Annotated in this window: 17 protein-coding genes and 1 riboswitch; of the genes, 7 read left to right on the top strand and 10 right to left on the bottom strand. The window is 72.5% G+C overall.

The window, feature by feature from the left end:
• The 7 genes from WMF19_RS05055 to panD all read left to right on the top strand — a co-directional run bounded on the left by WMF19_RS05055 (window position 1) and on the right by panD (window position 6,348).
• Entirely contained in the window at window positions 1–1,080 is a 1,080-nt protein-coding gene (locus tag WMF19_RS05055; RefSeq protein WP_437898025.1) for a dipeptidase, read from the top strand.
• A gap of 47 nt (window positions 1,081–1,127) precedes the next feature.
• Window positions 1,128–2,318, top strand: a complete 1,191-nt coding sequence (locus tag WMF19_RS05050; RefSeq protein WP_437898024.1) for a hypothetical protein — start codon at window positions 1,128–1,130, stop codon at window positions 2,316–2,318.
• Window positions 2,319–2,553: 235 nt separating this feature from the next.
• Window positions 2,554–3,099, top strand: a complete 546-nt coding sequence (locus tag WMF19_RS05045) for a DUF1232 domain-containing protein (protein WP_437898023.1) — start codon at window positions 2,554–2,556, stop codon at window positions 3,097–3,099.
• Window positions 3,100–3,181: 82 nt separating this feature from the next.
• Entirely contained in the window at window positions 3,182–4,297 is a 1,116-nt protein-coding gene (locus tag WMF19_RS05040; protein ID WP_437898022.1) for a metallophosphoesterase, read from the top strand.
• A 207-nt stretch (window positions 4,298–4,504) separates the two neighbouring features.
• A complete protein-coding gene (locus WMF19_RS05035; protein WP_437898021.1) occupies window positions 4,505–4,681 on the top strand; it encodes a hypothetical protein in 177 nt (58 codons plus the stop codon).
• Window positions 4,681–5,823: a hypothetical protein gene (locus WMF19_RS05030; protein ID WP_437898020.1), complete on the top strand. Its 1,143-nt coding sequence runs from the start codon at window positions 4,681–4,683 to the stop codon at window positions 5,821–5,823. The genes WMF19_RS05035 and WMF19_RS05030 overlap by 1 nt, the downstream gene beginning before the upstream one ends.
• 135 nt (window positions 5,824–5,958) lie before the next feature.
• Window positions 5,959–6,348: an aspartate 1-decarboxylase gene (panD, locus tag WMF19_RS05025; protein ID WP_437297999.1), complete on the top strand. Its 390-nt coding sequence runs from the start codon at window positions 5,959–5,961 to the stop codon at window positions 6,346–6,348.
• Between the two features lie 74 nt (window positions 6,349–6,422).
• Here panD and WMF19_RS05020 read toward each other — a convergent pair whose 3' ends face one another.
• From WMF19_RS05020 to WMF19_RS04975, 10 genes are all read right to left on the bottom strand, one after another.
• Entirely contained in the window at window positions 6,423–7,808 is a 1,386-nt protein-coding gene (locus tag WMF19_RS05020) for an MATE family efflux transporter (protein ID WP_437898019.1), read from the bottom strand.
• A gap of 380 nt (window positions 7,809–8,188) precedes the next feature.
• The gene (locus WMF19_RS05015) at window positions 8,189–9,841 is read right to left on the bottom strand and encodes a hypothetical protein (RefSeq protein WP_437898018.1); all 1,653 of its coding nucleotides are present in this window, start codon (window positions 9,839–9,841) and stop codon (window positions 8,189–8,191) included.
• Between the two features lie 8 nt (window positions 9,842–9,849).
• Window positions 9,850–12,264, bottom strand: a complete 2,415-nt coding sequence (locus tag WMF19_RS05010; protein WP_437898017.1) for an alkaline phosphatase PhoX — start codon at window positions 12,262–12,264, stop codon at window positions 9,850–9,852.
• Window positions 12,265–12,521: 257 nt separating this feature from the next.
• A complete protein-coding gene (locus WMF19_RS05005; protein ID WP_437898016.1) occupies window positions 12,522–12,725 on the bottom strand; it encodes a hypothetical protein in 204 nt (67 codons plus the stop codon).
• Window positions 12,726–12,876: 151 nt separating this feature from the next.
• A complete protein-coding gene (locus WMF19_RS05000; protein ID WP_437898015.1) occupies window positions 12,877–15,327 on the bottom strand; it encodes a sodium-translocating pyrophosphatase in 2,451 nt (816 codons plus the stop codon).
• 494 nt (window positions 15,328–15,821) lie between these two features.
• A complete protein-coding gene (locus WMF19_RS04995) occupies window positions 15,822–17,573 on the bottom strand; it encodes a serine/threonine-protein kinase (RefSeq protein WP_272100271.1) in 1,752 nt (583 codons plus the stop codon).
• A 204-nt stretch (window positions 17,574–17,777) separates the two neighbouring features.
• Window positions 17,778–20,270, bottom strand: a complete 2,493-nt coding sequence (locus WMF19_RS04990) for a sensor histidine kinase (RefSeq protein ID WP_437898014.1) — start codon at window positions 20,268–20,270, stop codon at window positions 17,778–17,780.
• 69 nt (window positions 20,271–20,339) lie between these two features.
• Window positions 20,340–21,038: a DNA-directed RNA polymerase gene (locus WMF19_RS04985; RefSeq protein ID WP_437898013.1), complete on the bottom strand. Its 699-nt coding sequence runs from the start codon at window positions 21,036–21,038 to the stop codon at window positions 20,340–20,342.
• A gap of 164 nt (window positions 21,039–21,202) precedes the next feature.
• Entirely contained in the window at window positions 21,203–23,107 is a 1,905-nt protein-coding gene (locus tag WMF19_RS04980; RefSeq protein WP_437898012.1) for a hybrid sensor histidine kinase/response regulator, read from the bottom strand.
• A 462-nt stretch (window positions 23,108–23,569) separates the two neighbouring features.
• Window positions 23,570–25,771 (bottom strand): TonB-dependent receptor, encoded by a 2,202-nt coding sequence (locus WMF19_RS04975; RefSeq protein WP_437898011.1) that lies wholly within the window; start codon window positions 25,769–25,771, stop codon window positions 23,570–23,572.
• Window positions 25,772–26,008: 237 nt separating this feature from the next.
• Window positions 26,009–26,216, bottom strand: a riboswitch (cobalamin riboswitch).
• Window positions 26,217–26,341: the final 125 nt, after the last annotated feature.

Below are 26,341 nucleotides of genomic sequence, written 5' to 3'. Positions count from 1 at the left end.
ATGAACGGGAGCTCCCGGCTCCGCGCCCTGCTCGCCGTCACCTGCGCCGCCGGCGCCTTGGGCGCGCCGCGGCCCACGCTCGGCGACCCGCCCGCCGAGCCCCCCGTGCCGGTCGTCGATCTGCACGTCGACGTGCCCTGGCAGGTCCACTTCAAGGGGCGCGACAGGCGCCTCGGCGAGGGCCACGCCCGCAGGGAGACGCTCGTCGCGGGCCACTACCTCGGCATCGTGCTGCCGATCTACCTGCCCGACCAGGCGCGCCCCGAGGGCCCGCAGATCGAGGACGCCAGCGCGGTCCTCGCGACGATCGAGGCGATCATCGCCGCGAACCCGGTGTTCCTGCCGCTCGGCGCGGCGCGGGCCGAGCCGGGGAAGATCAGCACCTTCCTCTCGATCGAGGGGGCCGGCGCGTTCGCGGCGGACATCGCGCAGATCGACCGCTTCATCGCGCGCGGCGTGCGGCTCATCAGCCCGAACCACGCGAAGAACTCGCGGCTCTCGTCGTCCGCGACCGGCGAGCCGGCGGCGTACGGGCTGACCGAGCTCGGCAAGCGGTTCTGCGAGCGCGTCTACGACCAGGGCGCCCTGATCGACGTCTCGCACATCTCGGACGCCGCGTTCGCGGATCTCGTCCCGATCGCCGCGGCGCACGGCGCGCCCATCGTCGCGACCCACTCGAACGCGCGCGCGGTGGCGAACCGGCCGCGCAACCTGACGGACGATCAGCTGCGGCTCATCGCGCGGAGCGGCGGGGTCGCGGGGCTCAACTTCCACGCCCCCTTCGTGAACGGCACGAGCGAGGCGGACGTCGACGACGTGGTCGCGCAGGTCGATCACATGGTCCGCGTGGCCGGCGTCGATCACGTCGCGATCGGCTCGGATTTCGACGGCGGCATCGTCCCGCCGAGGGGGCTCGGCGACGCGTCGGCGCTGCCGGCGCTCGCCGCGCGGCTCAGGCAGCGCGGCATGTCGCGCGAGGACGTCGTGAAGATCTTCTCGCAGAACGCGCTGCGCATCCTCGGCTGGCGGCCGGCGATGGATGCGAAGAGCGCGAGCGCGGCCGGCGGCGCGCGCCCGTAGCCGGAGGCCGCCGCGCGCCGCCCGCGCGATCGTGGTAAACGCCACGCATGCGCCGTGAAGTCGCTCGATCGGCGCAAGGGCTCCTCGCCCTCGCGCTCTTCGCGTCCATCGCCGGCCCGAGCTGCGCCGAGCTCCCGCACGTCGAGGGCGCCGCCGAGGCCTCCCGCCCCGAGCTGCGCGGCCTGGGCGACGTCCTCGGGGCCCAGCTCGCCGCGAACCTCGCGCACGTCGAGGGCGCCGGCGAGGCCTCCTGCCCCGAGCTGCGCAGCCCGGGCGACGTCCTCGGGGCCCAGCTCACCGCGGACGCCCGGGCGAACGCGAAGGTGAGGACGTTCGTGCAGGCCGCCAAGGACATGGCTGTCGTGTCGGTCGTCATCGAGGCGCAGGTGGCCGACGCGTGCCGCCGGATGGGCGCGGATCTCGGGGTACCACCCGCGCAGATGGCGCCTCGCGACGAGGTGGGGGGCCAGGCCAGCGGCGCCTGCGGCCCGGTCTCGGCGGCGCTCGACGCCATCTTCCTCCAGGACGCCGGGGTGGGGGTCACGCTGATGCAGCCGGACTGCGAGCCGAGCGGCGCGCGGTGCAGCGGCTCGTGCAACGTGGAGCTGACCCCAGAGGATATCGTGGTGTACTGCGAGCCCACGCAGCTCTCCGGCTACTGCCAGGGCCGCTGCTACGGGCCGTGCGACGGGCGCTGCACCGGGCAGTGCTGGGGGGGGCAGTGCTCCGCCTACGACGCGCAGGGCCGCTGCGTGGGGCAGTGCGACGGCAAGTGCGACGGCGGCTGCGACGACACGTGCCACGAGCGCTGCGCGGGCACCTGGCAGGCGCTGCAGTGCTCCTGGATCGAGTGGCCCCCGAGCGGCGACGCCGAGTGCGAGGCGTGCTGCCGCGCGCACGCGGCCGTCCACGCGGCCTGCACGCCCACGCTGATCCAGACGCGCGTGGTGCAGGGCGGCGAGATGGCCGCGCGGCTCGCGGCCACGCTGCAGGCCAACCTGCCGGCGTTGCTGCACGCCCAGAAGGCGCTCGGCCACCGGCTCCTCGGCGACGCCCAGGCGGTGGTCCAGGTCGGCGCCGCGCTCCCGCGGCTCGTGGGCGACGCGGGAGCGCGCGCGCTCGCGTGCGTCGCCGGGGCGGCCGAGGCCTCGAAGAGCGCGTCGGAGCGCATCCAGGTGAGCGTGCGCGCGAGCTCGAGCGTCACGGGGCTCGTCGGGTACGGGTTCACGCACCAATGATCGCGGGGCTGCCGCGGGAGAGCGCGCGCGCCGCGCGGTGCGCGCGCTCTCTCCCGCGGCAGCCCCGATCGACGCGCGCTCGCGCCGGCGACGTGCGCTCGCGCTGACAAGGACGTCCCGGTCGCAGCGCCCGGCGCCCGCGCCCGAAGCGGCGCCGAGCGCCTTCGCCTGCATGGATGGCATGGACGGCGCCGCGCCCCTCGGACTACCCTCCGGCTCCCGCCGGGAGGATCCCATGACCGATCTCGACGACCGCTGTCTCGACACGTTCCCCGAGTGGCTGCGCAGCCTCGCCTCGGACGCCACGGATCTGGCGAGCCTGCTCGCCTCGCCGGACAGCCCGGAGGCCACGCGCCGCTCGCTCGCGGGGGGCCTCAACTACCTCTTCAAGTCGCTCGACCTCATCCCGGACGGCATCGAGGATCTCGGCTTCCTCGACGACGCCTTCGTGCTGCGCGTCGCCGCGTCCTTCGCCGCGGCGGAGAGCCCGGAGCTGCGCGACCAGGCGCCGGCCCTCGCGCGGCTCGCCCGCGACGCGGAGCTCATCGCCGAGCTGCTCGGCGGCGACTACGCCCGGCTCAAGGGCTACGTGCGCTCGCTGGAGAAGGGCGCCGCGCGCGGCCGCACCGTCGACGACATCCTCGGCGACGAGCAGGTCCGCACCTTGTTCATGCACGAGATCACCGGCTGGGCGTCGAGCTACACCGCCCCGAGCTTCAGCCGTGACGCGAAGAACCTGATCAAGCTGAAGTCCTTCCTCTCCGCCAAGCTCCCGGCCTGATCGCGCGCGTCGAGGCGCCGCCGCGGCGCGTCCACCGCTCGCCATGGTACACCCCCGATCATCCCCCGGAGGATCGCGTCCGATGTCAGCCGCTCCCCGCCTCACCGCGCTGCTCGCCGCACTGCTCGCCGCGGGCTGCGACGCCGACCGACCCGCCTCGACGGCGCACGGCCCGGCCGCCGCCGCCTCGTCTCCACCCTCGCGCTCCGCCGACGCCACGGCCTCGCCGCCGCCCGACGCGGATCGCTCTTACGCCTACCCGGCCGCCGAACGCGTGGTCGCCATCGGCGACGTCCACGGCGACCTCGCGGCGACGCGCGCGGCCCTGCGGATCGCGGGCGCGATCGACGGCGCGGATCGCTGGATCGGCGGCAAGCTCGTGCTCGTGCAGACGGGCGACGAGATCGACCGCGGCGACGGCGAGCAGGAGATCGTCGACCTCTTCGATCGCCTCGCCGTCGAGGCGCGCGCCGCCGGCGGCGCCGTGTACGCGCTGAACGGCAACCACGAGGTGATGAACGTCCAGCTCGATTTCCGCTACGTCACCGAGGGCGGCTTCAAGGACTTCGAGGACGTGCCGGGGCTCGACACGTCAGGCCCTCGCCTCACGCCGGTGCCGCCCCCCGCGCGAGCCCGCGCCGCCGCGTTCGTCCCCGGCGGTCCCTACGCCAAGAAGCTCGCGGCGCGCGACGTGATCATCGCGGTCGGAGACACCGTCTTCACGCACGGCGGCGTGCTCCCGGCCCACACGCGCTACGGCGTCGCGCGGATCAACCGCGAGGTGCGCGCGTGGATGGAGGGCAAGAGCCCCTCCGCGCCGGCCGTGATCGCGGCCGAGGACAGCCCGGTGTGGGCGCGCCTCTACTCGAGCGAGCCGCCGCCGAGCCCGGGGTCACCCCCCTGCGCGGCGCTGGACCAGACCCTCGCGGCGATGTCCGCGAAGCGCATGGTCGTCGGCCACACGGTCCAGAGGCACGGCGTCACGTCGGCCTGCGGCGACAAGATCTGGCGGATCGACGTCGGCATGGCGTCGCATTACGGCGGAAAACCAGCGGCGCTGGAGATTGTCGGTGACACCGTGCGCGTGTTGACGGCCGACGCGACCAAGGCGGCCGAGGCGCCCAGCGCAACCGACGCAACCGCAGCCAGGCCGACCAACGCGACCAACGCGACCAACGCGGCCAAACCGAAAAAATAGACGTGATGGTGAGAAAATTTCAGCGCCGTCCGCAACGCGATCGCGTGTCGTCATCGACCATGTTTACGTTCACAGTCACGCCGAGAAGCGCTGGGGGGGGCAGAAGCGCCCCGGGCGCGGCCCTGAGCTCCATTGACGGGCGCGATGAGAACCGGATAACGTGAATAGCAAACTGGGGTTCTTCGATCCCCAGGGGAAGGGAATCAGATGCCCGAGCGACCGCTCGCGCTGATCCACGAGGCGAATCTGAGCGACGGGGTGACTACCCTGACGCTCGGCGAGCGGCGCCCTCCCCTCCCGGCCCCCCCTGCTGCGCCGGCGCTCCTGAGCCGGTGCCGGCGGCTCGAGCGCGGTGCTGCGCGGCTCGACGTGGGGAGCTGTTGATGGACGACGACGAGCTGCTGCGCGCCCTGACGCGCATCGCACAGCGGGATCCGACGACCGATCCGCGCTGGCGCAGGCTCGCCGAAGAGACGCGCCCGGAGGACGCGCAGAACGCTCCCGGAGACGCCGCGGAGACCGCGGCGCGCCCGAGCGTCGAGCGCGAGGCGCGCGAAGTCCGGCCGCCCCTCGACGACGAGACGCGCGCCCGGCTCGCCGACCAGCTCCTCGCCCAGCTCCGGGAACCGCGCGGCGGTGCGCCCGCGCCGTCTCCGCTGGCGCGTCCAGCGGTCGATCGGAAGTCCGGGATCCGCTTCCGGTGCCCCGAGGAGTGGGACTGCGACGCGGAGGAGGCGAGCGACGTCGCCGACGCCTCGCCGCTGGGCGCGGACGCCGACTCGCTCAGCGGGACGAGCGCGCCGTCCACCACGGACGCGCCGGTGTGTCGCGCGATCGACGGCGAATCGGTGCCGCCCGGGACATCGGAGCCGCCGCGGGATGCGCGCTCGAGCGCGGCGCCCGGGCAGCCTGCCCAGCGCGCGCAGGACGGCGCGGACGCCATCGCCAGGCCGCCGCGCAAGGGCCTGCCATACCCCGAGCTGGCCGTCGAGCGGCGGACCGCGCGGCGGACGGCTCCGGCGGCGCGAGCCCGGGCGGCCGTGGGCGTGGTCGGATGGGTCGTGTCGGCGGCGCTCGTGTCGCTGCTCGCGCTGCGGCCCGCGCCGTTCGCGCCGGGCGCCGCCCCGCTCCCCGACTACACGCTCGCGACGACCCTCGGCGACGGCCAACAGCAGGGCGACCGCGGGCCGGGCACCCCGCGCCACGTCGGCAGGGGCGCCAGGCTCACGATGGCGCTCTCGCCCGGCACGCGCGTGCCAGCGCCGGTCGCGGTAAGGGCCTTCCTTGTGCAGGGCGGGACCACACGCCCGTGGTCCGTGGAGGTGGCGCTGGACGGCGCCGGCGGCGGGCGCATCTCGGGCACGCGCGAGGAGCTGTTCCGGGACGTCGCCGAGGGCCCCTGCGAGGTCGTCCTCGTGGTCGGCCACCCCGACGCGCTGCCGGGCGCAGACGACCCGCTGCCCGACGAGAACGCCATCCACCAGGCGGGCGGCCGGCTCCTGCGGCAGCGATTGTTCCTTGACTGACCGACGCCTGCGCGCATGAGGTAGCCCGTCCTTTCCCTGGCGGGGGAGGTCCGCCTCGCCCGCGGGCCTGCGGCGCGCGCTCGACCCGGCGCGCGCGCCGCCGTCCCTGGTCGGGAAGGGCAGAGGGCATCACGCATGAACCGACGGATGTTCAAGAGCAAGATCCACCGCGCGACCGTGACCCACGCGGATCTGCACTACGAGGGCAGCGTCACGATCGACGCCGACCTCCTGGAGGCCGCCGACATCCTGCCGTACGAGGCGGTCGACATCTGGAACGTGACGCGCGGCTCGCGGCTCACCACGTATGCGCTCGCGGGGGCGCGCGGCTCGGGCGTCGTGTGCATCAACGGCGCGGCGGCGCACCTCAATCAGCCCGGCGACCTCGTGATCATCGCGACGTTCGCGGACATGGACGACGCCGAGGCGCGGCGGCACACGCCGCGCGTGCTCCGCGTCGACGGGCGCAACCGGCCGCTCGCCGACCAGCCGCCCGAGACGCCGGGGCCGCTCGCCCCCAACTGAGCGCGGGCGGGCCGGCCGGGCGCCTCGCCGAGGCGCCGGCGCCGCGCGCCCAGCCAACCAACGGAGCGCGCACGTCAACCGGCGTGCGGCAGCGCCCGCGTCACCGGCGCGCGGGCCAGCCGGACGAAGCGCGCCGAGAGCCCCGCCGCGACGGCGATGAGCCCTGCGGTGAGCCCGAACCAGAGCCCGCGGACGCCGAGGTCGAGCCCGAAGGCGAGCCCGATCGACAGCGGCAGGCCGAAGGCCCAGTGGGCTCCGAGGTTGGCCCAGAAGGGGAACCGCACGTCGCCCGCCCCGCGCAGCGCACCGGCGGCGACCGCCTGGACGCCGTCGAACAGCTGGAAAAGCGCGGCGATGCGGAGCAGCGGGACGCCGATGGCGAGGACGTCGGCGTCCGGGGTGAACGCGCCGATGAGGGCGCGAGGGAACGCGGCATACATCGAGGCGCTCACGCACATGAGGCCGGCGCCGAGCAGGAGCCCGAGCACGCCGGGGCGCAGCGGCGACCGGCCCGCGCCGACCGCGTGCCCCACGCGGACGGCGGTGGCGCCGCCGACGCCGATGGCGCCCATGAACGTGAAGGAGGCGAGCCCGATGGCGATCTGGTGCGCCGAGACCACGGTCGCGCCGAGCCGCCCGGCGAGCAGCGCCGTCATCCCGAACACGCCGACCTCGGCGAGGAGCTGCAGCCCTATCGGCACGCCGAGCCGGTAGACCACCGCCACCGGCACCTCGCCCTCGCCCTCGCGGGGCGCGGCGCGCCGGCGCCGCGCGGAGAAGAGCACGATCGACGACAGCACCGCGCTGGCGAGGCTCGCGGCGAGCCCCGCGCCGAGCGCGCCGAGCTGCGGCAGGCCGAGCGGCGGCAGGCCCACCCAGCGCAGCGCTTCGTCGCCGCGGACCATCAGGTTGCAGGCCACGACGTTGACCGCGTTCGCCGCGATGACGGCGACGAGCGCGGGCCGCGTCGCGCCGTGGGCCTGGAGGAAGTTTTTCCCGGCGAGGAACACCGGCCAGAGGAAGATCCACAGCGCGTGGCCGAGGATGTACCGGCGCACGCCGGGGACGAGCGCCGGATCGACGCCCATGGGCGCGAGCGCGAAGGTCGCCGCGAGCGCGGCTCCGAACGCGACGGCGCTGACGGGCAGGCTCGCGCGCAGGGTCGCCCGCAGCGCCGCCCACGCCAGCCCCGGGCGACCGGCGCCGAGCGCCTGCGACGCGAGCGGATCGACAGCGGCCGAGACGCCGGTCCCGAGCGCGTTGCTCGTGTGGACGAGGGTCCTCCCCATCGCGCAGGAGGCGAGCTCGTTCACCGAGACACGCCCCACGATCGCGACGTCGACGAGCGCCATCGCGATGAGCCCCGCCTGCGCCACCGCGATCGGCAGCGCAAGGCGCGCCAGGACGCGCAGCTCGGACCGCGTGCTGTCCGCGGCGAGAGGAGCGGAAGCAAGGCTCAAGGGTTCACCGGCTCGATAAAGGGGCGCCACCATAGCGCGCCGGGGTGGGAGCGCTCGCCGGAGGTGGGGCGGACATCCAAAAGATCAACAATTACGATATTTTATCAAGACACGAACGAGCCGACTCGAGAGGGAGAGAAGAAGAAAAAACGCAAAGGCGCAAAGGCGCAAAGACGCAAGGGAGAGAGATAGAACCTCTCTCAGCTCCGGGCGTCGTCTTGCACGGACAGCACATTTCCGTGCCTCGGCGCGTCGCCGTGCGCCCAGCAGCGCTCACTCATTTTTCTCTCTTTTTTGCGCCTTTGCGCCTTTGCGCCTTTGCGTTTTTTCTCTTTCCCGCCGCGCGTCGCGCCGCCCTCTTCGCGCCCGCGCCCCAGGCCTCACCAGGCGAGGTGGACCCTGCCGTCGAGGTACACGCGCTGCGCCTCGCCGAGGCCCGTCGACTCGCCCTCCACGACGCGCAGGATCCCCGTCGCGGGCCCGAGCGCCACATCCCGCCCCGCCTCGAAGCGCTGCGCTCGCACCAGGGCGCGGTAAGCCTTGTCCAGCAGGAGAGCCCGCTCGCGCGACGGCGCCACGAGGTACGCGAGATCGCGGTCGCCGCCGGGCGCGCCGCGCCGCACCTCCGCCTCATCGAGCGCGCCGCCCGGGAAGAAGCGGGCGAGCATCTCCGCGTTCCCGCGGTAGTCGTCGGCCCCGCGGGCGCGGCGCAGGTAGGTCAGCACCTCCGGCTCCGCGTGGCCGGCCTGCGGCACGTCGGGCATGCCGCGCAGGTCCTGGTGCCGCCATCCGGCGGCGCCGGGCACCTTGCGCGCCAGCGAGAAGGTGTGATCCACAGTCACCCCCACCGCGCCGTGGCAGCCCATGCACGCCCGGTGCTCCTCCGCCGTCTGCAGCCGCAGCCGGCCCTGCTCGTCCTCGATGAACGCCTGGATCTGCCAGCCGAACGCGTTGCGCAGGCCGACCTCCGGCCCGCCCGGGTGGAACGGCGGCTGCCCCTCGTCCTTCTCTTCCGCCTCGCGCTCGTACGCGCGCGCGATGGCCCAGTCGTCCGGCTCGTCGATCTTGCGCGCGTAGCGCAGCTCCTTCATCCGCGCGGCGAGCAGCGCCGGGCGATCCGGGTCGAGGTACCGCACCGAGTGAAGGAGCTCCGCCCCGCCCGGGTAGAGCCACGCCCGCACCGGGATACCGGCCGCCCCGCCGGCGTACCGCGCGGGCAGGCGGACGATCCGCGTCACCGCGGGCTCGAGCGCGCCGTCGCCGTCGAGATCGACGCCGGCGAGGAGCTCGCTCACCGGCTCCACCTCCCGCCCGGCGGCCGCGTCAGCGGGGCCGGCCGCGCCCTCCCTCGGCAGGGGCGACGGCGACGCGATCGCCGCCTCGAGCAGCGCGAGGTTCAGCTTGTACACCTCGCGCGACGGCGCGCCCGAGGCATCCTCGCGGAACGCGGCCGGCAGCCGGAGGAACACGTCGCCGGCGCTGCCGTTCGTGGGCCAGAAGCTGCCGGGGAACGGCTTGTAGCGGACCGCGCGGAAGCCGCTCCCGTCGCGCGCGAAGCCCTCCTCGTCGAGCCCGGCGCCGAGGTCGAGATCCGGCACGTAACCCGGGTAATCCCGGCGCGCGGCGAGCGCCTCGCGCAGCGGCGCGTAGTTGTCCTCCCGGATGTACTCGAGGATCTCCGCGTCGCTCGTCCGGGCGGCGGCGGCCGAGAGGTCCTCGAGCAGGTTCGTCCAGGGGTTCTTCCGGGCGGCGTCCGAGAAGGTGTATTCGCGCTGGAGCTCGTGATCGGCGAGCGTGTTCGGTCCGATCCCGATCGTGTGGCACGTCCAGCAGCCGTTCGCGCCGCCGGCCGTGGTCGCGTAACACATCGGCGGGATCGACGCCTCGGGGTTGCCCGCGTGCCCGGCGCGCGCGGCCGCGGTGGCGAGCGGGTCGTAGCCGCCCCCGCCGCAGCGCGCGCCCGCGGCGAGGACGGCGGACACCGCCGCGAAGGCCAGGGACGCGGACAGCAGGCGCGCGCGGCGAGCGGGCATGGAGGAGGTCACTCGGGCAGGAAGGTGACCGCGATCACGCTCGACAGGGAGGCGTCGCCCTTCGGCCAGGTGCTGTAGGCGTTCTCGCCGGGATGCTGCACCGACATGAAGATCGTGCCCATGTCGGGCGTGAAGGACGGGCCGGTCGCCTCCGCGTCGCTCGGCAGCGCCACGACGCGGAACGCCTTGCCGAAGCTCGGCTGGGTCACGCCCGGCTGGCCAGCGCGGTGGGCGGGGTCGAGATCGAGGTAGTAGAAGGCGTCCGCGTGGGAGGCCACGCCGAAGTTGCCGTCGGTGCCGAACCACACGCCGCCATCGCGGTCGAGGAGCAGGTTGTCCGGGCAGGAGGCGTCGAAGTCGCCCTGCCCCTTCGAGCCGTGCCACACCTCGAAGTACAGGAACTCGGTCGACGCGCCCGGGTTCTCGGGGTCGGACTCCTCCAGGGCGAAGATCGAGCCCACCGCGTCCGCGCGCTTCGGGGACTGGGTCGCGTGGGTCGCCGGATCGTAGACCGCGCCGCTCTGATCGAGCGACGTCTGCCCCGTGTGGTTGGTGAACGCCACGTAGAGGCGCGGCTTGCCGCTCGGGTCGCGCGGGTTCCACTCGATGTCCTCGGGCCGGTTCAGCTCCATGATCCCGACCTTGTTGCTCACCGTGAACAGCGCGCGCCAGACGTCGTAATCCGTCTGGAAGCCGCCGATCCGGTTCCATTTCACGTCGCGCAGCGCGTCGCCGACGGTCTTGGCCGGGTCGCCGAGCGCGGCCGCGTTCGGCGCGATGGCGGCGCTGTCGACGGAGAGCTCGATCCACTGCCCCGTGCCCGGGGCCGCCTCGGTCGGGGCCGCGTGGGTCGCGACAAGGGTGTTGCCGGTCGTGTTGTCGAGCCCTGCCATGTGCGCCGCGTAGAGCTTGCCCTCGTCGAGCAGCGCGCGGATCGCCGCCCGCGTCATCCCGGCCGTGTAGTTGCCGCTGGTCACGTACTTGTAAATGCGGCCGCCGCGGCGATCGTCGGTCCCGTAGACAACGATCGGCCGGCCCGGCACGAGCCTCCACGCGTCGTCGACAGCGAACGTCGCGGCCTCCCAGCGGGCGCGGCCCATGAAGCCGAACTTCTTGTGGCCCGTGCCCGGCTGCGTCTTGCCGTCGTACTCACCCGCGGGCTGCCCCGGGTCGATCTCAGTGAGGTAGCCGTAGTGGTCGCGCGGCTGCCGGCCGTTCGGATCGGAGATGCGCCCGAACTCCGCGCTGGTGCTCGCCTCGAAGACCGGGCTCACGGGCGCGCCCGGGTCGAAGCCCCGGCCGGTGAGGAACCGCTGATCTCCGGACCAGCTCGCCTCGAGATCACCGTAGTAGTCCTGCACGTTCTCCTCGGCGGTGATCACCGTGCCCCACGGCGTCTGCCCGCCGGCGCAGTCGCCCATGATGCCGGCCACGAGCCCGCCCGCGAGCGCCGCGCCGGTCGTGTCGTCGTGGCCCGGGCTCGAGAGCTCGTGCCCCGCGAGGCGGCTCAGCGTCTTGCTCGTCGCGTCGTAGCGCACGGCGGTCGCGCTCCTGTCGATCGACCATGCGCCCGTGGCCGGGTCCTGTACGGTCCGGAGCCAGGAGCCGCCGACCTCCTTCTTTTCCCAGCGGATATAGGTGTCGACGTCCGCCTGCGACCAGACGTTCGACTCGACGTCGTTCGTGAGGACGCCGAGCTTGCGCAGGTGCCGGGCCAGCGTGAGGTGCTGCCCTGTCGGCGCGGAGCTGACCGTCGGGCTTCGGCCGGAGACATACTCGTGGTTGACCCAGAGCCACCCGGCCATGGCGGAGCCGTTCCACTGCGGCGCGTCCCCCGCGGTGGCGGCCCACCCTTCGCCGAAGAACGCTGTGTAATCGTTGTTGGCGCCGAAGCGGGGCGCGTCCGGCGCGGTGCTGAAGGTCAGCGGATCGAGCCATGTCACAACGATGTCGGAGCGCACGCCGGCGAGCGCCCGGATGGTGTCGGTCGCGGCCGCGCGGAGCGGGAACTGCTCGCCCTCGGGCAAGGTGCCGGTGGCGAACAGCGCGACGCGCTCCCTCACGTAGTCCGCGAGGTTCCCGGCGCTGCTCCACACCGGCGCGTCGTCGCCGGGCGCCCCGGGCTCACCGGGTGCTCCGGGCTCGCCGGGTGCTCCGGGTTCACCAGGCGTCCCAGGCTCACCGGGCTTCCCCTGCTCACCGGGCGCTCCAGGCTCACCGGGCGCCCCGGGTTCACCCTGCTCACCCTGCTCACCGGGCTTCCCCTGCTCACCGTTCGCGCCGTCCTTGCCCGGTGCGCCCTGTTCACCGGGCGCGCCGGGCGCGCCCTTCGCGCCATCCTCGCCGCAACCGCTCCCGATCGCGGCAAGGCCGCCTGCGAGCACCAGAAGCAACGCCGTCCTCAGGGTCCGCCTCGTCATCATTTCCTCGTCTCCGCCGGGTAATGGCCGCAGACGATGCCTGGTGACGGTGGCGCCCCAATGCCCCTCACGCGACGAGTTGTTGTCAGAGACCGCCCGACCCTCGAGCAGGCGTGTCATGAGCACCACACGACCGGCGACCACGCGCGGAGGCCACGGCGAAGATCCCTCGGAGGACCGGCGCCGCCGCGCTGCTCGCCATCACCGCGCGCCCGTCATCACCGCACGGTTGTCGTCACCGCGCGTCCGTGGTCGCTGCGCTACTCGTCGTCCTCGTCGGGCACGACGACGTCTTGACCGAAGCGCGCGCGCGCTTCGAGCAGCTCCTTGTCCGAGATCCAGGTGCGCTCACAGCCGAGGAGCGGCTCTACCTGATAGACGTCCTTGCGCTGCTCGCCGTGTCCGTCTTCGAGGACCCGGACTACCTCGTGATGGAAGCCGCAGGCGGGGCAGAGCGCTCGCATGAAGGGTCACTATAGTGCGGGCGCGCTGGGCGCAAGGCCCTCCCCCCGCGCGCCGTCGACCGCGGAGCGGCGTCGGGCGGCGGGGGAGGTCAGCGCGTGTGAGGGGAGCGCCGGGCGCAGGGAGCGCCGAGCGCGAGAGGAGACGCCCGGCTCAGGCCGTGGCGCGAGCGCCGGCAGCGGCGGTCGTCTTCTCGTCCGACTTGATCCGCATCCCGTAGAAGGAGCGGTACACGAACACCATCGAGAGCACGAAGAAGATGCCCGCGAGCACGAGGCTCGTCCCGCGGTCGATCTCGATCGCCAGCTCGACCGCGAGGAGGCCGAACAGCGTCGTGAACTTGATGATGGGGTTCATCGCGACGGACGAGGTGTCCTTGAAGGGGTCGCCCACGGTGTCGCCGACGACCGTCGCCGCGTGGAGCGGCGTGCCCTTCTCCTTCAGCTCCACCTCGACGAGCTTCTTCGCGTTGTCCCAGGCGCCGCCGGCGTTCGCCATGAAGATCGCCTGATAGAGCCCGAAGAGCGCGATGCTGATGAGGTAGCCGATGAAGAAGAACGGCTCGAGGCAGGCGAAGGCGAGCGTCGAGAAGAAGACGCCGAGGAAGATGTTGAACATCCCCCGCTGCGCGTACTGCGTGCAGATCTCGACCACCTTCTTGCTGTCGGTGATCGAGGCCTTCTCCACGCCCTCGAGGCGGATGTTCGCCTTGATGAACTCGACAGCGCGGTAAGCGCCGGTCGAGACCGCCTGGGTCGACGCGCCGGTGAACCAGTAGATGATCGCGCCGCCCGTCACGAGGCCGAGCAGGAACGGCGGGTGGAGCAGCGAGAGCTTGTCCACGTTCGACGTCAGCTTGTTCGTGAGCACGACGATGATCGAGAAGATCAGCGTCGTCGATCCGACGACCGCCGTCCCGATGAGCACCGGCTTGGCCGTCGCCTTGAAGGTGTTGCCCGCGCCGTCGTTCTCCTCGAGGTAATGCTTCGCCTTGTCGAAGTTCGGGGTGAAGCCGAAATCCTTCTTCAGCTCAGCCTCGACGTTCGGGACGTTCTCGATGAGCGAGAGCTCATAGACCGACTGCGCGTTGTCGGTCACCGGGCCGTAGGAGTCGACCGCGATGGTCACCGGGCCCATGCCGAGGAAGCCGAACGCCACGAGGCCGAAGGCGAAGACGCTCTCGGCGATCATGAGCTGCCCGAGGCCCTGGGCGGAGAAGTAGTACGAGATGCCCATCAGCGCGACGAGGACGAGGCCCATCCAGTACGCGCTGAAGTTGCCGGCCGTCAGGCCCGACAGCACGTTCAGCGAGGCGCCGCCCTCGCGCGACGCGGTCACGACCTCGCGGACGTGGCGCGACTCGGTCGAGGTGAAGATCTTGATCATCTCCGGGATGATGGCGCCCGCCAGGGTGCCGCAGGTGATGATCGACGAGAGCTTCCACCAGAGCGTCGTGTCGCCGCCGAGGTTCGGGATCATGAACGCCGACACGGCGTAGGTGAGCGCGACCGACACGATCGAGGTCAGCCAGACGAGGCGGGTCAGGGGCGCCTCGAAGTTCATCTTGTCGGCGTCGGCGTAGGAAGCCTTCGCGATCGCCTCGTTGAGGAGGTACGAGCCGATGCTCGCGAGCACCATCACGATGCGCATCACGAAGATCCAGACGAGCAGCTGGACCTGGACGGCGTGGTCGGGGACGGCGAGGAGGATGAACGAGATGAGCGCGACGCCGGTGACGCCGTACGTCTCGAAGCCGTCGGCGCTCGGGCCGACCGAGTCGCCGGCGTTGTCGCCGGTGCAGTCGGCGATGACGCCCGGGTTGCGCGCGTCGTCTTCCTTGATGTTGAAGACGATCTTCATGAGGTCCGAGCCGATGTCGGCGATCTTCGTGAAGATGCCGCCCGCGATGCGGAGCGCGGAGGCGCCGAGCGACTCGCCGATGGCGAAGCCGATGAAGCACGGGCCCGCGTAGTCGGCGGGGATGAAGAGCAGGATCACCAGCATGAGCATGAGCTCGGTGCTGATGAGGACCGCGCCGATGCTCATCCCGGCCTTGAGCGGGATCGCGTACGTCGGGAACGGCTTGCCCTTGAGGCTCGCGAACGCGGCGCGCGAGTTCGCGAAGGTGTTGATGCGCATGCCGAACCACGCGACGCCGCAGCTTCCGGCGATGCCGATCAGGCTGGCCAGCAGGATGACCACGACCTTCGCGGCATCCATGTGACGCAGCACGCCGAAGTAGAGAACCATGACCGCGCCGATCAGGATCTCGAGGACAAGGATGAACTTGAACTGCGTGACCAGGTACGTCTTGCAGGTCTCGTAGATGAGCTCCGAGATCTCCCGCATCGAGCGGTGGACCGGGAGCTTGTTCAGCTGCGAGTAGATGACGAGCCCGAACACGAACCCGAGCGCGCAGACACCGATGCCGCCCATGAGGAGCGTGCGGCCGTCGACGCCGCCGAAGGACTGGGTGCCTAGGTCGGGGAGGATCAGATCGGATTCACTGGCGCTGGCGAGCCCGCCGCTGAGCAGCAGGGCAAGCGCAGCGAGCCCGGCCAGCAGCGGCGCGAGCCAGGCCTTGTGGGACCGGAGAACGTTCATGGACGGTGTGCCTCCATCGCAAAATCAGAGGCAGAAGACGGCGCCATCGCCGCCCGCTGCTTCGTGGTTCCGAGGGGTTGGCCGCCTGCGTAAAGGGGAAGGGGACCGGCGCGTGCCGGAGGGGCTCTTGCTCTAACGCCGACGCTTCAGCACAGCCTCGTCCCTCGACGACCGGAGGGTGACGGAGTGCCCAGTGCTGCCAGGCATGCCTCCACCGTGACCGGACCCCCGAGGCGCGCGCTAGCTACCATGCACCAGAGACGCCGTCGAGAGGGCGCGATGCGCGCCCACGACGAGAAGGCCTGTCAGCAGCGCGACGTCAGGAGATGGCGTAGGGGAATTACGTACGATGATGGGAGATTGCGTACGATGGTGGGAGAAGAAACGAGCGCTCACGACCGAACGCCGTCACACGCTGTCGCGTTCGGTCGCATTCAGCTGCGCTCGGACGCTTTCAGCCGCGCTCGATCGTGTTCAGCTGTGCTCGGCCGTGTTCAGTTGCGCTCGGTCGCGTTGTTCAGCCGCCGATCCGAGCCGGAGAGCCGCTGATCCGAGCCCGAGTCCGCGCCAGGGCTGGCGTGGGACGTGAGGAGCTCCGCCACGAGATCCCGACACTCCGGCTTGTTGCGGAGGTGGCTCAGCAGCAGGTTCGACGCCTCGCTGAACGACTTCTCGTAGGCGAGCCCCTCGCGCGTGCGCGCCGCGACGCGCTCGCGCCCCTGCGCCAGGTCCTCCTCCAGGGCCTCGGCGTAGCGGGCGAGCTGGGCGCGGAGCTCGTCGATCTGGCGGCGCAGGTCGCGCGCGTTCGCCTCGCGCGTGTTCTTCTTGTGCTCGTAGCGCCCGAGCTGCTCGCGCTTCGCCTGCGCTGTCGCGCCGGCCGCGCCCGCGCGCTCGTAGACGAGCGGATCGTGGTTGCCCTGGCGGGCCGCCCCGTCCGCCAGCTGGCGCGCCGACAGCGCGAGCTTCTCGGCGGCGGCGAGCTCGACGCGGACCTTCTCGACGTCCTCGCCGTCGGCCATCGCCTCGCGCATCACGCGCGACTCCTCGTGCGCGAGCTCCTCGACCTTGCGGCCGATCTCGGCGCGCAGCGCGCGGCCGCGGCGCTCGAGCGCCTCGAGCTTGCGGGTGAGGCTCGCGACCTCGCCCTCGAGCTTGTTGGCGCGGGCGGCGAGGTCCCAGGCCTGCGCAAGGCCGTTCTGGACCTCCTGCGGCACCTGCCCGGACGGGTAGGCGCGGGAGACCATGCGCGAGAACAGGGCCGCCCGGCTCGCCCACTCGATGACGCCGGCGCTCTGCGGCGGCGGCGGCGGCGGCGGCACCGGCACGCCGTCGCTCCCCTCCACCTCCCACGCGTGGGCCGGGAGCCCGCGCTGGAGCGCCTTCAGCTCCTCCTGGAGGTGGTGGGCGTCGCGGTAGCGCTTGCGGATGTCCTTCTCGAGCAGGCGCAGCACGATCGCCTCGCCCTGCGCGTGCGCGTCGGGGCGGATCGAGCGGGGCCGCGGCGGCGCGTGGGTCCGCTGCATCTCGAGGAGCGTGTCGCGGTCGTTCGCGCGGAAGGGGAGCTGCCCGGTCAGCATCTCGAAGAAGAGCACGCCGAGCGCGTAGAGGTCGGACTGCGCCGTCGCCTCCTCGCCGCGCGCCTGCTCGGGCGACATGTACTCGGGCGTCCCGAAGACCGCGCCCTTCGGGGCGAGGCGCGGGTCGCGCGCGATGGCGGCGAGGCCGAAGTCGAGGATCTTGACGAAATCCTTCCGGCCGCCGCGGTGGGTGAGCAGGATGTTGTCGCTCTTCAGGTCGCGGTGCACGACGCCGAGGTCGTGGGCGCGCGCGAGCGCGGCGCACATCTGCTCGAGGATGTCCACCGATCGCGCGATCGGCATCGGGCCGCGCGCGAGCTCCGCCGAGAGCGGCGTGCCGACGAGGTACTCCATGACGAGATAGAGCTCGCCCTCCTCGGTCTCGCCGATGTCGTGGATATCGATGATGTGGGCGTGATCAACGCGGTTTGCGGCGCGCGCCTCGCGCAGCATCCACGCGCGGAGGTGGGTCTCTCCGCGGAGATCGGGCCGGATGAGCTTCAGGGCGACGACCCGGTCGATCAGCACGTGGCGAGCGCGATAAACGACGCCCATGCCGCCTTCGCCAAGCCGTGCCTCGAGCCGGTACCTGCCGGCCACGACCTTGCCGATCAACGGATCGGTGCTCGAAGCCTTGGGACCTGCCGGTCGCTGAATCGCGCGCTCCATGGTGCCTTCGTTTCTCCTCAGCGCTTCCCCAGAAGAGCCGTTCGCGTCTCTCAGGGCCTTATTGCGCTGTGCGGTGAGTCGGATCGCTCGCTGAACGTATCCGGTTTGAAACAGCTGGTCTACGGGCCCGCGGTCGGGTTGCGATGAATCTCTTCGCGCTCCGTTTGGAGGTGGGGTGGGAGACCGGCGCCGATGGCGCGCGCGTCAAGCCTGCGCGACAGGTCGTACGGGCGGGCACGCCTCTGCGGGCGGCCGTGCGGGCGGGCACGCCTCCGCGGGCGGCCGTGCGGGAGGGGGGGCATCGCCTTGCGGACGGGCGCTCGCTGGGCGAGGATCGAGGGGTAAGCGACAGACGAAGCGCGCGCCGTGGACCGAGGCTTTCGCGCCGGCGGAGGACGGGCGCGGGCCTGCGCCGCGCCCGTCCTCCGCCGGCGCGAGGGCGAGCGTGCCGCCGTGCCTCCGGACGATGTCGGTCGAGATCGACAGCCCGAGGCCGGTCCCCTGCCCTCGCGGCTTCGTGGTGAAGAACGGATCGAAGATGCGCTGCGCGAGGTCCGGCGGGACGCCCGGCCCGCTGTCCGAGATCGCGACGGCCGCCATGTCCTCGTCGATCCAGGTCTCGACGCAGATCGCCGGCGCGCCGGGCGTCCGCGGCGCCGCGCCGCCGCCGGAGGCCCCCTCCTCTGCCGGCGCGGCGGGCGCCGGCGGCGCCTCGAGCGCCTGGATGGCGTTGACGAGGAGGTTCATGAACACCTGGTTGATCTCGCCGCCCCGGCAGGTGACGGGCGGCAGCTCGCCGTAGCGCCTGATCACCTCGATGCGGGCCTGCCGGAGCCGCGGGCCGAGCAGGAGCAGCGTCTCCTCGAGCCCCGCGTGCAGGTCGACCGGCAGCGGCTCCCCCGAGACGCGCGAGAAGCTCTTCAGGTTCGTGACGATGCGGACGCTGCGCTCGACAGCGCGGTGGACGACGGTCGAGATGCCGACGAGATCGTCGAGCGCCGCCTCGGTCTGGAGGCGCTCGCGGAGCGCCTCGAGCGCGCGGCGGCGGTCTTCCGGGAGATCGCGCTCCGCCTCGCGGTACGCGTCGAGGACGGCGCGGAGCTCCGCGGCGCGCTCCTCGATCGGCTGGGCGGCGCCGGCGATGGCGTTCAGCGGGTTGTAGATCTCGTGCGCCACGCCGGCCACGAGCTCGCCGATGGAGGCGAGCCGCTCGCCCTGGATGAGCGCGGCCTGCGCCCGCTTCAGCTCGGACAGGGCGCGCGTGAGCTCGGCGGTGCGCGCGGCGACGTTCTCCTCGAGGCCGGCGCGCTCGGCCTCGAGCTCGGCGATCGTCCGGGACAGGGCCTGCCGCATGCGCTCGACGCTCTCGCCGAGGCCCACGACCTCCTTCGGCCCCGACAGCCGCGGCACGGCGGCGTCGAGCTCGCCGCGCGCGACCTCGTCGGCGGCGCGCGCGAGCCGCGCCATCGGCCGGGAGAGCTCGCGCGCCGCCCGCGCGACCACGCCGAGGGCGGCGAGGACGAGGAGGGACAGCGAGGCGAAGAGCGCGGCGATGGCGTTGAAGTCCTCGTCGAAGGACGAGCCGGTGGCGAGCGCGCGGTAGAGGCCGATCGAGGAGAAGAGCGAGAGGAGCCCCGTGAACAGGAGGGGCAGCCCGAAGTCGCGGAGCATGCGCCGCCGGAGGGGCATCGGGGGCGCGCCGCCGTGCTCGGGCGCGCCCGTCCAGGCGCGCAGGAGGTCCACCGCGCGGGAGACGGAGTCCTTGTGCCAGGCGCGCTGGTAGAACGAGACGCCGAAGGCGAAGAGGGCGCCGAAGCCGAGCTGCATGAGCGCGTCGGCGACGCTGGAGGTGGCGCTGACGCGCACGTAGGCCATGCCGATCGCGGTGCACCCGAGCCACAGCGCGAAGTTCAAGGAGGCGAGCACGTCGGGGAGCCGCTCGGCGCCGGCGAGGCCGCGGCCGAGGAGGGCGCGGTCGCCGGAAGGGCCGGCCGCGAGGGCGGCCACGGTCGGGCGCGTGGCGGGGCGCACGGCCAGGGTGAAGCCGAGGGTGCCGGAGAGGGCGAGGAGGGGGACGACCTCGAACCACGCCTGGAACACGACCTGGCTCTGGGTGCGGAGGAACGCGACGCAGAAGAGCAGCATGACGTGCCCGCCGACGATGCCCGCGGTCGCAGCCGACTCCGCGAGCCTCGGCCGGAGCGCCGCGGCGAGGGCGCGCGCCGAGGCGGCGTCTCCGGCGCCGCCCTCGACGGCGCCTTCGCGGAGCAGGGCGCGGTAGATCGCGCGGCGCATGCCGCCCGCCATGACGCCGAAGGCGACCGCGGTCACCAGGAGGCCGAGCCACGACGGCGGCGTCGCGCGGCCGATCCCGAGCGGCCCTGGCCAGGAGGGGGGCCCTGTCGGGGCGCCTCGGAACGCGAGCGGCAAGACCGCGAGCGGCCACGAGAGGGTGCGGATCGCCGCGGCGACGGCGAAGCCGCGGTCGCCGCGGCGGGTCAGCGCGCCCGAGAGCGCGGCCGAGGCGGCCAGGGAGGCGAGCAGCAGGATCGCCGGCCACGGCGTGGTGAGGGCGGCGGGGACGACGGCGGAGAGGAACAGGAGCGCCGAGAACAGCTCCCAGCCGGTCGCGACGAGCTCTGCGCGAACGCGCGGGGCGCGGAGCACGGCGGTCGGGGGCGGCGGCGGCGTGGTCACGAGGCGGGCGGCATGGAAGCGCAGGGCGCGCGCCCTCGCAACGGCGCCCCCGCCTCGCGGCGGGGCGCGTCAGCGGCCGGGGAGGCGGACGCCCGGGAGGACGGTGCGGCGCTCGACGACCTCGTCGAGCGCGTCGGCGTCGATCAGGAGGTGCGCCCGCAGGCTGTCCTCGATCGCCGAGAACACCTTGCCCTGGTAACGGATCTCGCGGCCAGGCCCGGCCGCGAGCCAGTAGTTGCCGCCTGGTTCGCCGCCGTCACCGGCCGCGCTCGGGCTGGCGAGGAGCGGCTCCGCGTTGCCGGGGAACGGGTCGGGCGGGGTCGCGAAGCCCGGGAACGACGGCGCGGGCGGCGAGGAGGCGAAGGGCTCGGGGCTTGCGGAGAACGTGAGCGACGCGCCGGGCTCGAAGCTCACCGACAGGGCGCCGCCGCGGGCGGCGACCACGACGCCGGGCGTGCGCTCCTCGACGACGACCTCCTCGATGACCTTCCCGGAGATGAGCAGGAGCTTGTGGCTGCTCGTCACCTGCGAGCTTTCCGCTGTGAGCTCGCGTCGCAGCGCGATCTGGTGCGAGACGTAGAATTGGAGGTTCTTCACGTCGCTGTCGCTCAGGTCGTGCTGCACCCGGAGCTCGTGCGTGAACGGGACGAGGCGGGGGCCGCAGCCCGCGAGGAGGAGGAGCGAAAAGAGCGCCAGGAAGAGCGGGGCGGACGCCGTGGACAGGCGCCAGCGCGCCGCGGCGTGGGTCGTGTGGACAGAGAACGGCATGGGAGCCCTCGTTGAAGAGGCCTCGGCGAGATGGCCGTGGCGCACCTCTCCGCAACGGGGCGGCCGGGCGCAGCTTACAGCGGGCGACGAACCGCTCGGATGGTGCCTGCCGACGCCACGGCGGAATCGCCCCTACCTCGGGGGCGCGCGATGGGATGAGGCGCTCAGCCGGCTCCGGAACGAGCGGCGATGTCCGCCAGGTGCTGTTTCAGCACGTCCGCGCGGATCGGCTTGACCAGGTGCACGTCGAACCCGGCCTCACGGCTCATGCGGCGGTCCGCTTCCTGGCCGTAACCGGTCATCGCCAACAGCGATATGCCCGCGAGGCCCGGAATGCGACGCAGCGCGCGCGCGACGTCATACCCTGTCATGCCCGGCATGCCGATATCGAGCAGCACGACGTCCGGCTGGAGCTGCGCCGCGAGATCGAGCGCTGAAGGACCGTCGAACACCGCATGCACGTCGTGGCCCATGCGCTTCAGCAGCAGCGCCATGCTCTCGGCCGAGTCCCGGTTGTCGTCGACGACGAGGACGCGCAGCTTGCGCCCGGCTTGCGTTGCGGGCGCGCCCACCGTCGGCGGCGCGAGAGGGCGCGTCCGCCGCGGCAATCGCACGATGAACTCGCTGCCGCGGCCGGGCCCCTCGCTGAGCGCCTGGACCGTCCCGCCGTGCAGCTCGACAAGCCGGCGCACGATCGTCAATCCGAGGCCCAGCCCGCCCTCGGAGCGATCGAGGCCGCGATCCCCCTGCGTGAACAGGTCGAACACCTGGGGCAGCAGCTCGGGCGATATCCCCGCGCCGTTGTCGCGGACACGGAGCGTCGCGTGCGCGCCGTCCGCCTCCACGGTGACCCGGATCGAGCCGCGGAGCGGCGTGAACTTCGCCGCGTTGTGCAGCAGGTTGCTCACCACCTGCGTGAGCCGCGCCAGGTCGCCCTGGACGATGGCGAGCGGCTCGGCGGGCAGCTGCACCTCGAGGACCTGCTCGCGCGCGTCGATCCAGGTCCGGGACGCCTCCGCCGCGCGCGTCACCACGTCGGCGAGATCGATGCGCTTGGACTCGAGGGCGATCTTGCCGCGCGTGATGCGGCTCACGTCGAGCAGGTCGTCGACGAGCCGCACGAGCTGACCGAGCTGCCGTTCCATGAGGCCGGCCGCCCAGACGACCTGGGCGTTGTCCTTGCCTTCGAGCTTGAGGACGCTTGTCGCGTTGGCGATCGGCGCCAGCGGATTGCGCAGCTCGTGCGCCAGCATCGCCACGAATTCCTCCATCTGGCGCGCGTTGGACTCCATCTGCTCCAGGCGCTTGCGCTCGCTCAGGTCGCGCGTGATCTTGGTGAAGCCGCGCAGCTCGCCGCTCGGGCCGCGGATGGCCGTGACGAGGACGTTCGCCCAGAACGACGAGCCGTCCTTGCGCACGCGCCAGCCTTCGTCCTCGAAGCTGCCTTCGCGCCGCGCTTCGGCGAGCACCGTCTCTGGCCGGCCGCGCTCGATCGCCTCGGCCGGATAGAAGCGCGAGAAGTGCGTGCCGATCACCTCTTGCGCGGAGTATCCCTTGATCCGCTCCGCGCCGGCGTTCCACGTGGCCACCCGGCCCTCGGGGTCGAGCATGAAGATGGCGTAATCCTTCACGCCTTCGACCAGCGTGCGGAAGCGCTCCTCGCTGTGCCGCAGCGACTCTTCCTGGCGCTTGCGCTCGGTCAGATCGCGCGTGATCTTGGCGAAGCCGCGCAGCTCGCCGTCGGGGCCGTAGAGGGCCGTGATGATGACGTTCGCCCAGAACATCGAGCCGTCCTTGCGCACGCGCCAGCCTTCGTCCTCGAAGCGGCCCACGCGCCGCGCCTCGGCGAGCTCTGTCTGTGGCCACTTCCGCTCGATCGCCTCGGCCGGATAGAAGCGCGAGAAGTGCGTTCCGATCACCTCTTGCGCGGAGTATCCTTTGATCTGCTCGGCGCCGGCGTTCCACGTGATCACGCGACCCTCGGTGTCCAGCATGAAGATGGCGTAGTCCTTCACGCCTTCGACCAGCATGCGGAACTGCAGATCGGCGCCGAGCCCTGTCGGATCCATGCGGCACAGCCTACAGCATGGTTACACGTTCGCCACGCCATGCTCTCCCTTCCTGCCCTGCTCTCCGCGTCCGCGAGCCGTCATCGCGGCGGCTGGCAGCGGCGAGTGACGAGCACAGCAATGGCCATATGAGCCGGCGTCGAGAGCGTCCGCCGGCGGCCGCGCAGGGCCACCGCGACCCGCTGGAGCGGCTCGAGCGTGTCAAGGCGGACTCATCGATTGTGGAGCCATCGAGCGTGTCCAGCGCGAGCCACCCGACCTCGAGACACCGCTATTGGCGAGCGCCACGGCGCCCCAGCTCCCCGGCCAGCCGCAGCGTGGAGGGGCCATGACGGCGCCGTGGATGGGTCGAGAGCAGGGTTGTCGCGCATTCCTGCGGACCACCCGGCATGAGTGGAGTGGAGCGCGCGGCGGGGACGGCGCGGGCCGTCGGAGTCGACATCGCTTCAGGCGGCGCTGCTTCTACTCCCAGTAAAGCGTCGCCCGCCCGATCGCCGTGAACGGCCACCCCGGCGAGTAGTGGATCCCCGTGACCGCGGCCGGCTCGTACGGCAGCCGCGACTCGCTCGCGAACTGGACCTCGCGCCACGTCGTGTCGAAGAGGTTCTGGATGTCCACGGCCACCTCGACGTGCTTCCACCGCAGCCCGGCGTTGGCGTCGACGACCGTGAACCCCTCGGCGGTGAGCGACTCGTCCTCGGTCGCGGGCCGCGCGCCGATCGCCTTGACCCGCAGCGCCGCGAACGGCGTGAACGCGCCGAACGTCGGGCGGACGCCGACGCCCGCGGTCAGCGTCCGGGTCGGCGCGAGGGCGACCGCGCTCGCGTTGCCGGCGTTCTCGCGGAAGCGCGCGCGGGTGAAGGTCGCGTCCACGTCCGCGAAGAGCCAGCTCCCGAGCCGGTAGCGCCCGCCGATCTCGATCCCGTAGCGCCGCGTCTGCCCCGACGGCTCGGTCGCGCCCGCGTCGCCGCTCCACACAAGCTCCGAGTCCACGTCGAGGAGGAACCCGGCCCCGCTCAGCGACAGCCCGCGCAAGGGCGCGACCCGCACGCCGACCTCGTAGCCCGTCGCGGGCGTGATCAGCGTCGCCGCCCCCTCGCCCAGCACCGCGCCCTGCGCGTCGTTCGAGTGGAAGCCCCGCCCGAAGTGGGCGAAGAGATCGAGCCCCTCGACGGGCGACACGATCGCCGTGAGCTTCGGGAGCAGCTGCATCTGCCCCCGGGTGCCGCTCGATCTGTTCCCCGTCGCCTCGAGGTCCTCGCCCGGGTCGTCCACGTTGACGTCGATCCACTGCCCGCGCGCCCCGAGCACGACGCGGAGCCAGCGCCGGAGCCGGGCGTCCTGCTCGATGTAGACGCCGATCTGGCTCTCGTCGACGTGGGTCCTGCTCTTCTCCTCGAGCCGCTCGCGCGCCTCGTCGTGGTGGAGGGACTTGTCGATCGCGTCCGCGCGGATCTGCGCGCCGAGCGAGGTCGTGAACCTCGCCCCGCCGATCTCGTATTGCCTGCGGAACCGGAGATCGGCGCCCCCGACGGTGCGGTCGTCGTTCTGCTCGATCTGGTCGCCGTGGACGGCGTCCTCGCTGAAGAACGTGAAGTTCGAGTACAGCGTGAAGCGGTAGCGGACGAGGTAGGCCAGCGCGCTCAGATCGGCGTCCCGCCACGCCGTCGAGTAGGCGAGGGACGCCATGTGCCGCTCGGTCGCCCCGCCCTCGGTCGGATCCACGGCGCCGAAATGGTCGATGCACGGCTGTCCGAACGCCGACGGCGGCGGGTTCAGCCCGCCCTGCTCGCCCTCGCCGCAAACGGCGCGCGCGGGGATCTGGCCGGAGCCGTGCCAGGTCGATCCATACGACATCCATGTCATCTGGACCTTCCCCGTGTCACCGAGATCGTGCGTGGCCCGCAGGTACACGTTGAAGCGCTTGAGCCGCTCCGGGCTCAGGAACGGCCCGTCGTTCCGGTAGATCTCCGCCGCGGCCACAGCGCGCCACGCGTCGCCGAGATCCGGCGAGGCGATGACGAGGCCGCGCTGGATACCGTACTGCCCCAGGCTGACCTGCGCGTAGCTCTCCTCGAGCTTCTCGGCGAAGCGCAGGTTGACGGCGCCCGCCGTCCCGAAGTCGCCGATGCTGGCGTAATAAGGCCCCTTGTAGCCGTCGAGCCCTGTCACGAGCTCCGGGATCATGAAGTAGAGATCGGTGAAGCCGTGCCCGTGGCCATGGCTGACCATGTTGACGGGCACGCCGTCGACGAAGAAGGCGACGTCGGTCCCGTGGTCCGCGTCGAACCCGCGGAGGAAGTACTGGTTCGCCTTGCCGCCGCCCGCGTGCTGCACGGCGAAGAGCCCGGGGACCGACTCGAGGATGTCGCCCGGCCGGAGCCTCGGCCTGAGCTCGAGCTCCCGGTGTCCGACGGAGACGCGCGACGCGGCCTCGCTGCCCGGCTTCTCCGCCTGGATCGTGACCTCGATCGCGGCGTCGCCCGCGGGCGTGCCCTCACCGGAGGGCTCTGCAGCGGCGGCCTCCGGCGGAGCAGCGGGCGCCTCGGGGGTGTCGCCCTCGGCGCGCGCGGGCCGCGCGGCGGCCAGCACCATGGATAACGCGGCGAGCAGATGAAATGGATGGCGGTGCCCGTGGCTCGTCGTGACCGTCTCGCGCAGCATTCGTGTCCTCCTTCGCCGCAATCGCGCGGAGCGGCTTCGGGCCGCTCGCGTCGAGCTCCGCGAGGACGAAATGGCTGGCCATCGCACGGTGCGCTGGACCGACCTCTCGCCCCCGCGGGCGACCGGAAGGCGACGCGGGGGCGGTTCGGTATCCGGGACGTGGCAGAGGCAAAGCTGCACCGGCTCGGACCTCACCGCCTCCCTCGAGGCTCCCAGGTCGAACCGGCGCCGGATGTCTCCCGCCGCCGGGCGCTGGCAGGTCTTCGGGCTCGCGAGCGCTCCGGCCTGGCCGGCTCCCTACTGTCCACCGCTTCCCAGCCCTCGTCGGGCCAGTGCTTGGGGTGGAGGTCGTTCTCGCTTACCGCTGCGGGGCAGCCCCGGAATTTCACCGGGTTCCCTCTTCGGCCCAGGCGAACGCCCGGGCACCAGCGCGGCGCGCACCCTATGGCCGCGCGCCTTCGGCTGTCAATCGCTACCGCTCCCCTCGCCCGCCCGGCGCGGGCTCGCCCGCGCCACGCGCGCGCCTCGCGCTCTCCATCCGAGCGCCTCCCTGCGCGGCTGCCGCGCCGC

This window comes from Sorangium sp. So ce124, from assembly GCF_051525235.1.
GTDB lineage: Bacteria > Myxococcota_A > Polyangia > Polyangiales > Polyangiaceae > Sorangium > Sorangium atrum.
The sequence above is the reverse complement of the archived record's forward strand: the minus strand, read 5'-3'. Positions and strand labels throughout refer to the sequence as shown.

Coding starts and splice junctions, on each gene's coding strand:
- WMF19_RS05055 (WP_437898025.1), top strand. CDS start 1: ATGAACGGGAGCTCCCGGCTCCGCGCCCTGCTCGCCGTCACCTGCGCC.
- WMF19_RS05050 (WP_437898024.1), top strand. CDS start 1,128: ATGCGCCGTGAAGTCGCTCGATCGGCGCAAGGGCTCCTCGCCCTCGCG.
- WMF19_RS05045 (WP_437898023.1), top strand. CDS start 2,554: ATGACCGATCTCGACGACCGCTGTCTCGACACGTTCCCCGAGTGGCTG.
- WMF19_RS05040 (WP_437898022.1), top strand. CDS start 3,182: ATGTCAGCCGCTCCCCGCCTCACCGCGCTGCTCGCCGCACTGCTCGCC.
- WMF19_RS05035 (WP_437898021.1), top strand. CDS start 4,505: ATGCCCGAGCGACCGCTCGCGCTGATCCACGAGGCGAATCTGAGCGAC.
- WMF19_RS05030 (WP_437898020.1), top strand. CDS start 4,681: ATGGACGACGACGAGCTGCTGCGCGCCCTGACGCGCATCGCACAGCGG.
- panD (WP_437297999.1), top strand. CDS start 5,959: ATGAACCGACGGATGTTCAAGAGCAAGATCCACCGCGCGACCGTGACC.
- WMF19_RS05015 (WP_437898018.1), bottom strand. CDS start 9,841: ATGCCCGCTCGCCGCGCGCGCCTGCTGTCCGCGTCCCTGGCCTTCGCG.
- WMF19_RS05010 (WP_437898017.1), bottom strand. CDS start 12,264: ATGATGACGAGGCGGACCCTGAGGACGGCGTTGCTTCTGGTGCTCGCA.
- WMF19_RS05005 (WP_437898016.1), bottom strand. CDS start 12,725: ATGCGAGCGCTCTGCCCCGCCTGCGGCTTCCATCACGAGGTAGTCCGG.
- WMF19_RS05000 (WP_437898015.1), bottom strand. CDS start 15,327: ATGAACGTTCTCCGGTCCCACAAGGCCTGGCTCGCGCCGCTGCTGGCC.
- WMF19_RS04995 (WP_272100271.1), bottom strand. CDS start 17,573: ATGGAGCGCGCGATTCAGCGACCGGCAGGTCCCAAGGCTTCGAGCACC.
- WMF19_RS04985 (WP_437898013.1), bottom strand. CDS start 21,038: ATGCCGTTCTCTGTCCACACGACCCACGCCGCGGCGCGCTGGCGCCTG.
- WMF19_RS04980 (WP_437898012.1), bottom strand. CDS start 23,107: ATGGATCCGACAGGGCTCGGCGCCGATCTGCAGTTCCGCATGCTGGTC.
- WMF19_RS04975 (WP_437898011.1), bottom strand. CDS start 25,771: ATGCTGCGCGAGACGGTCACGACGAGCCACGGGCACCGCCATCCATTT.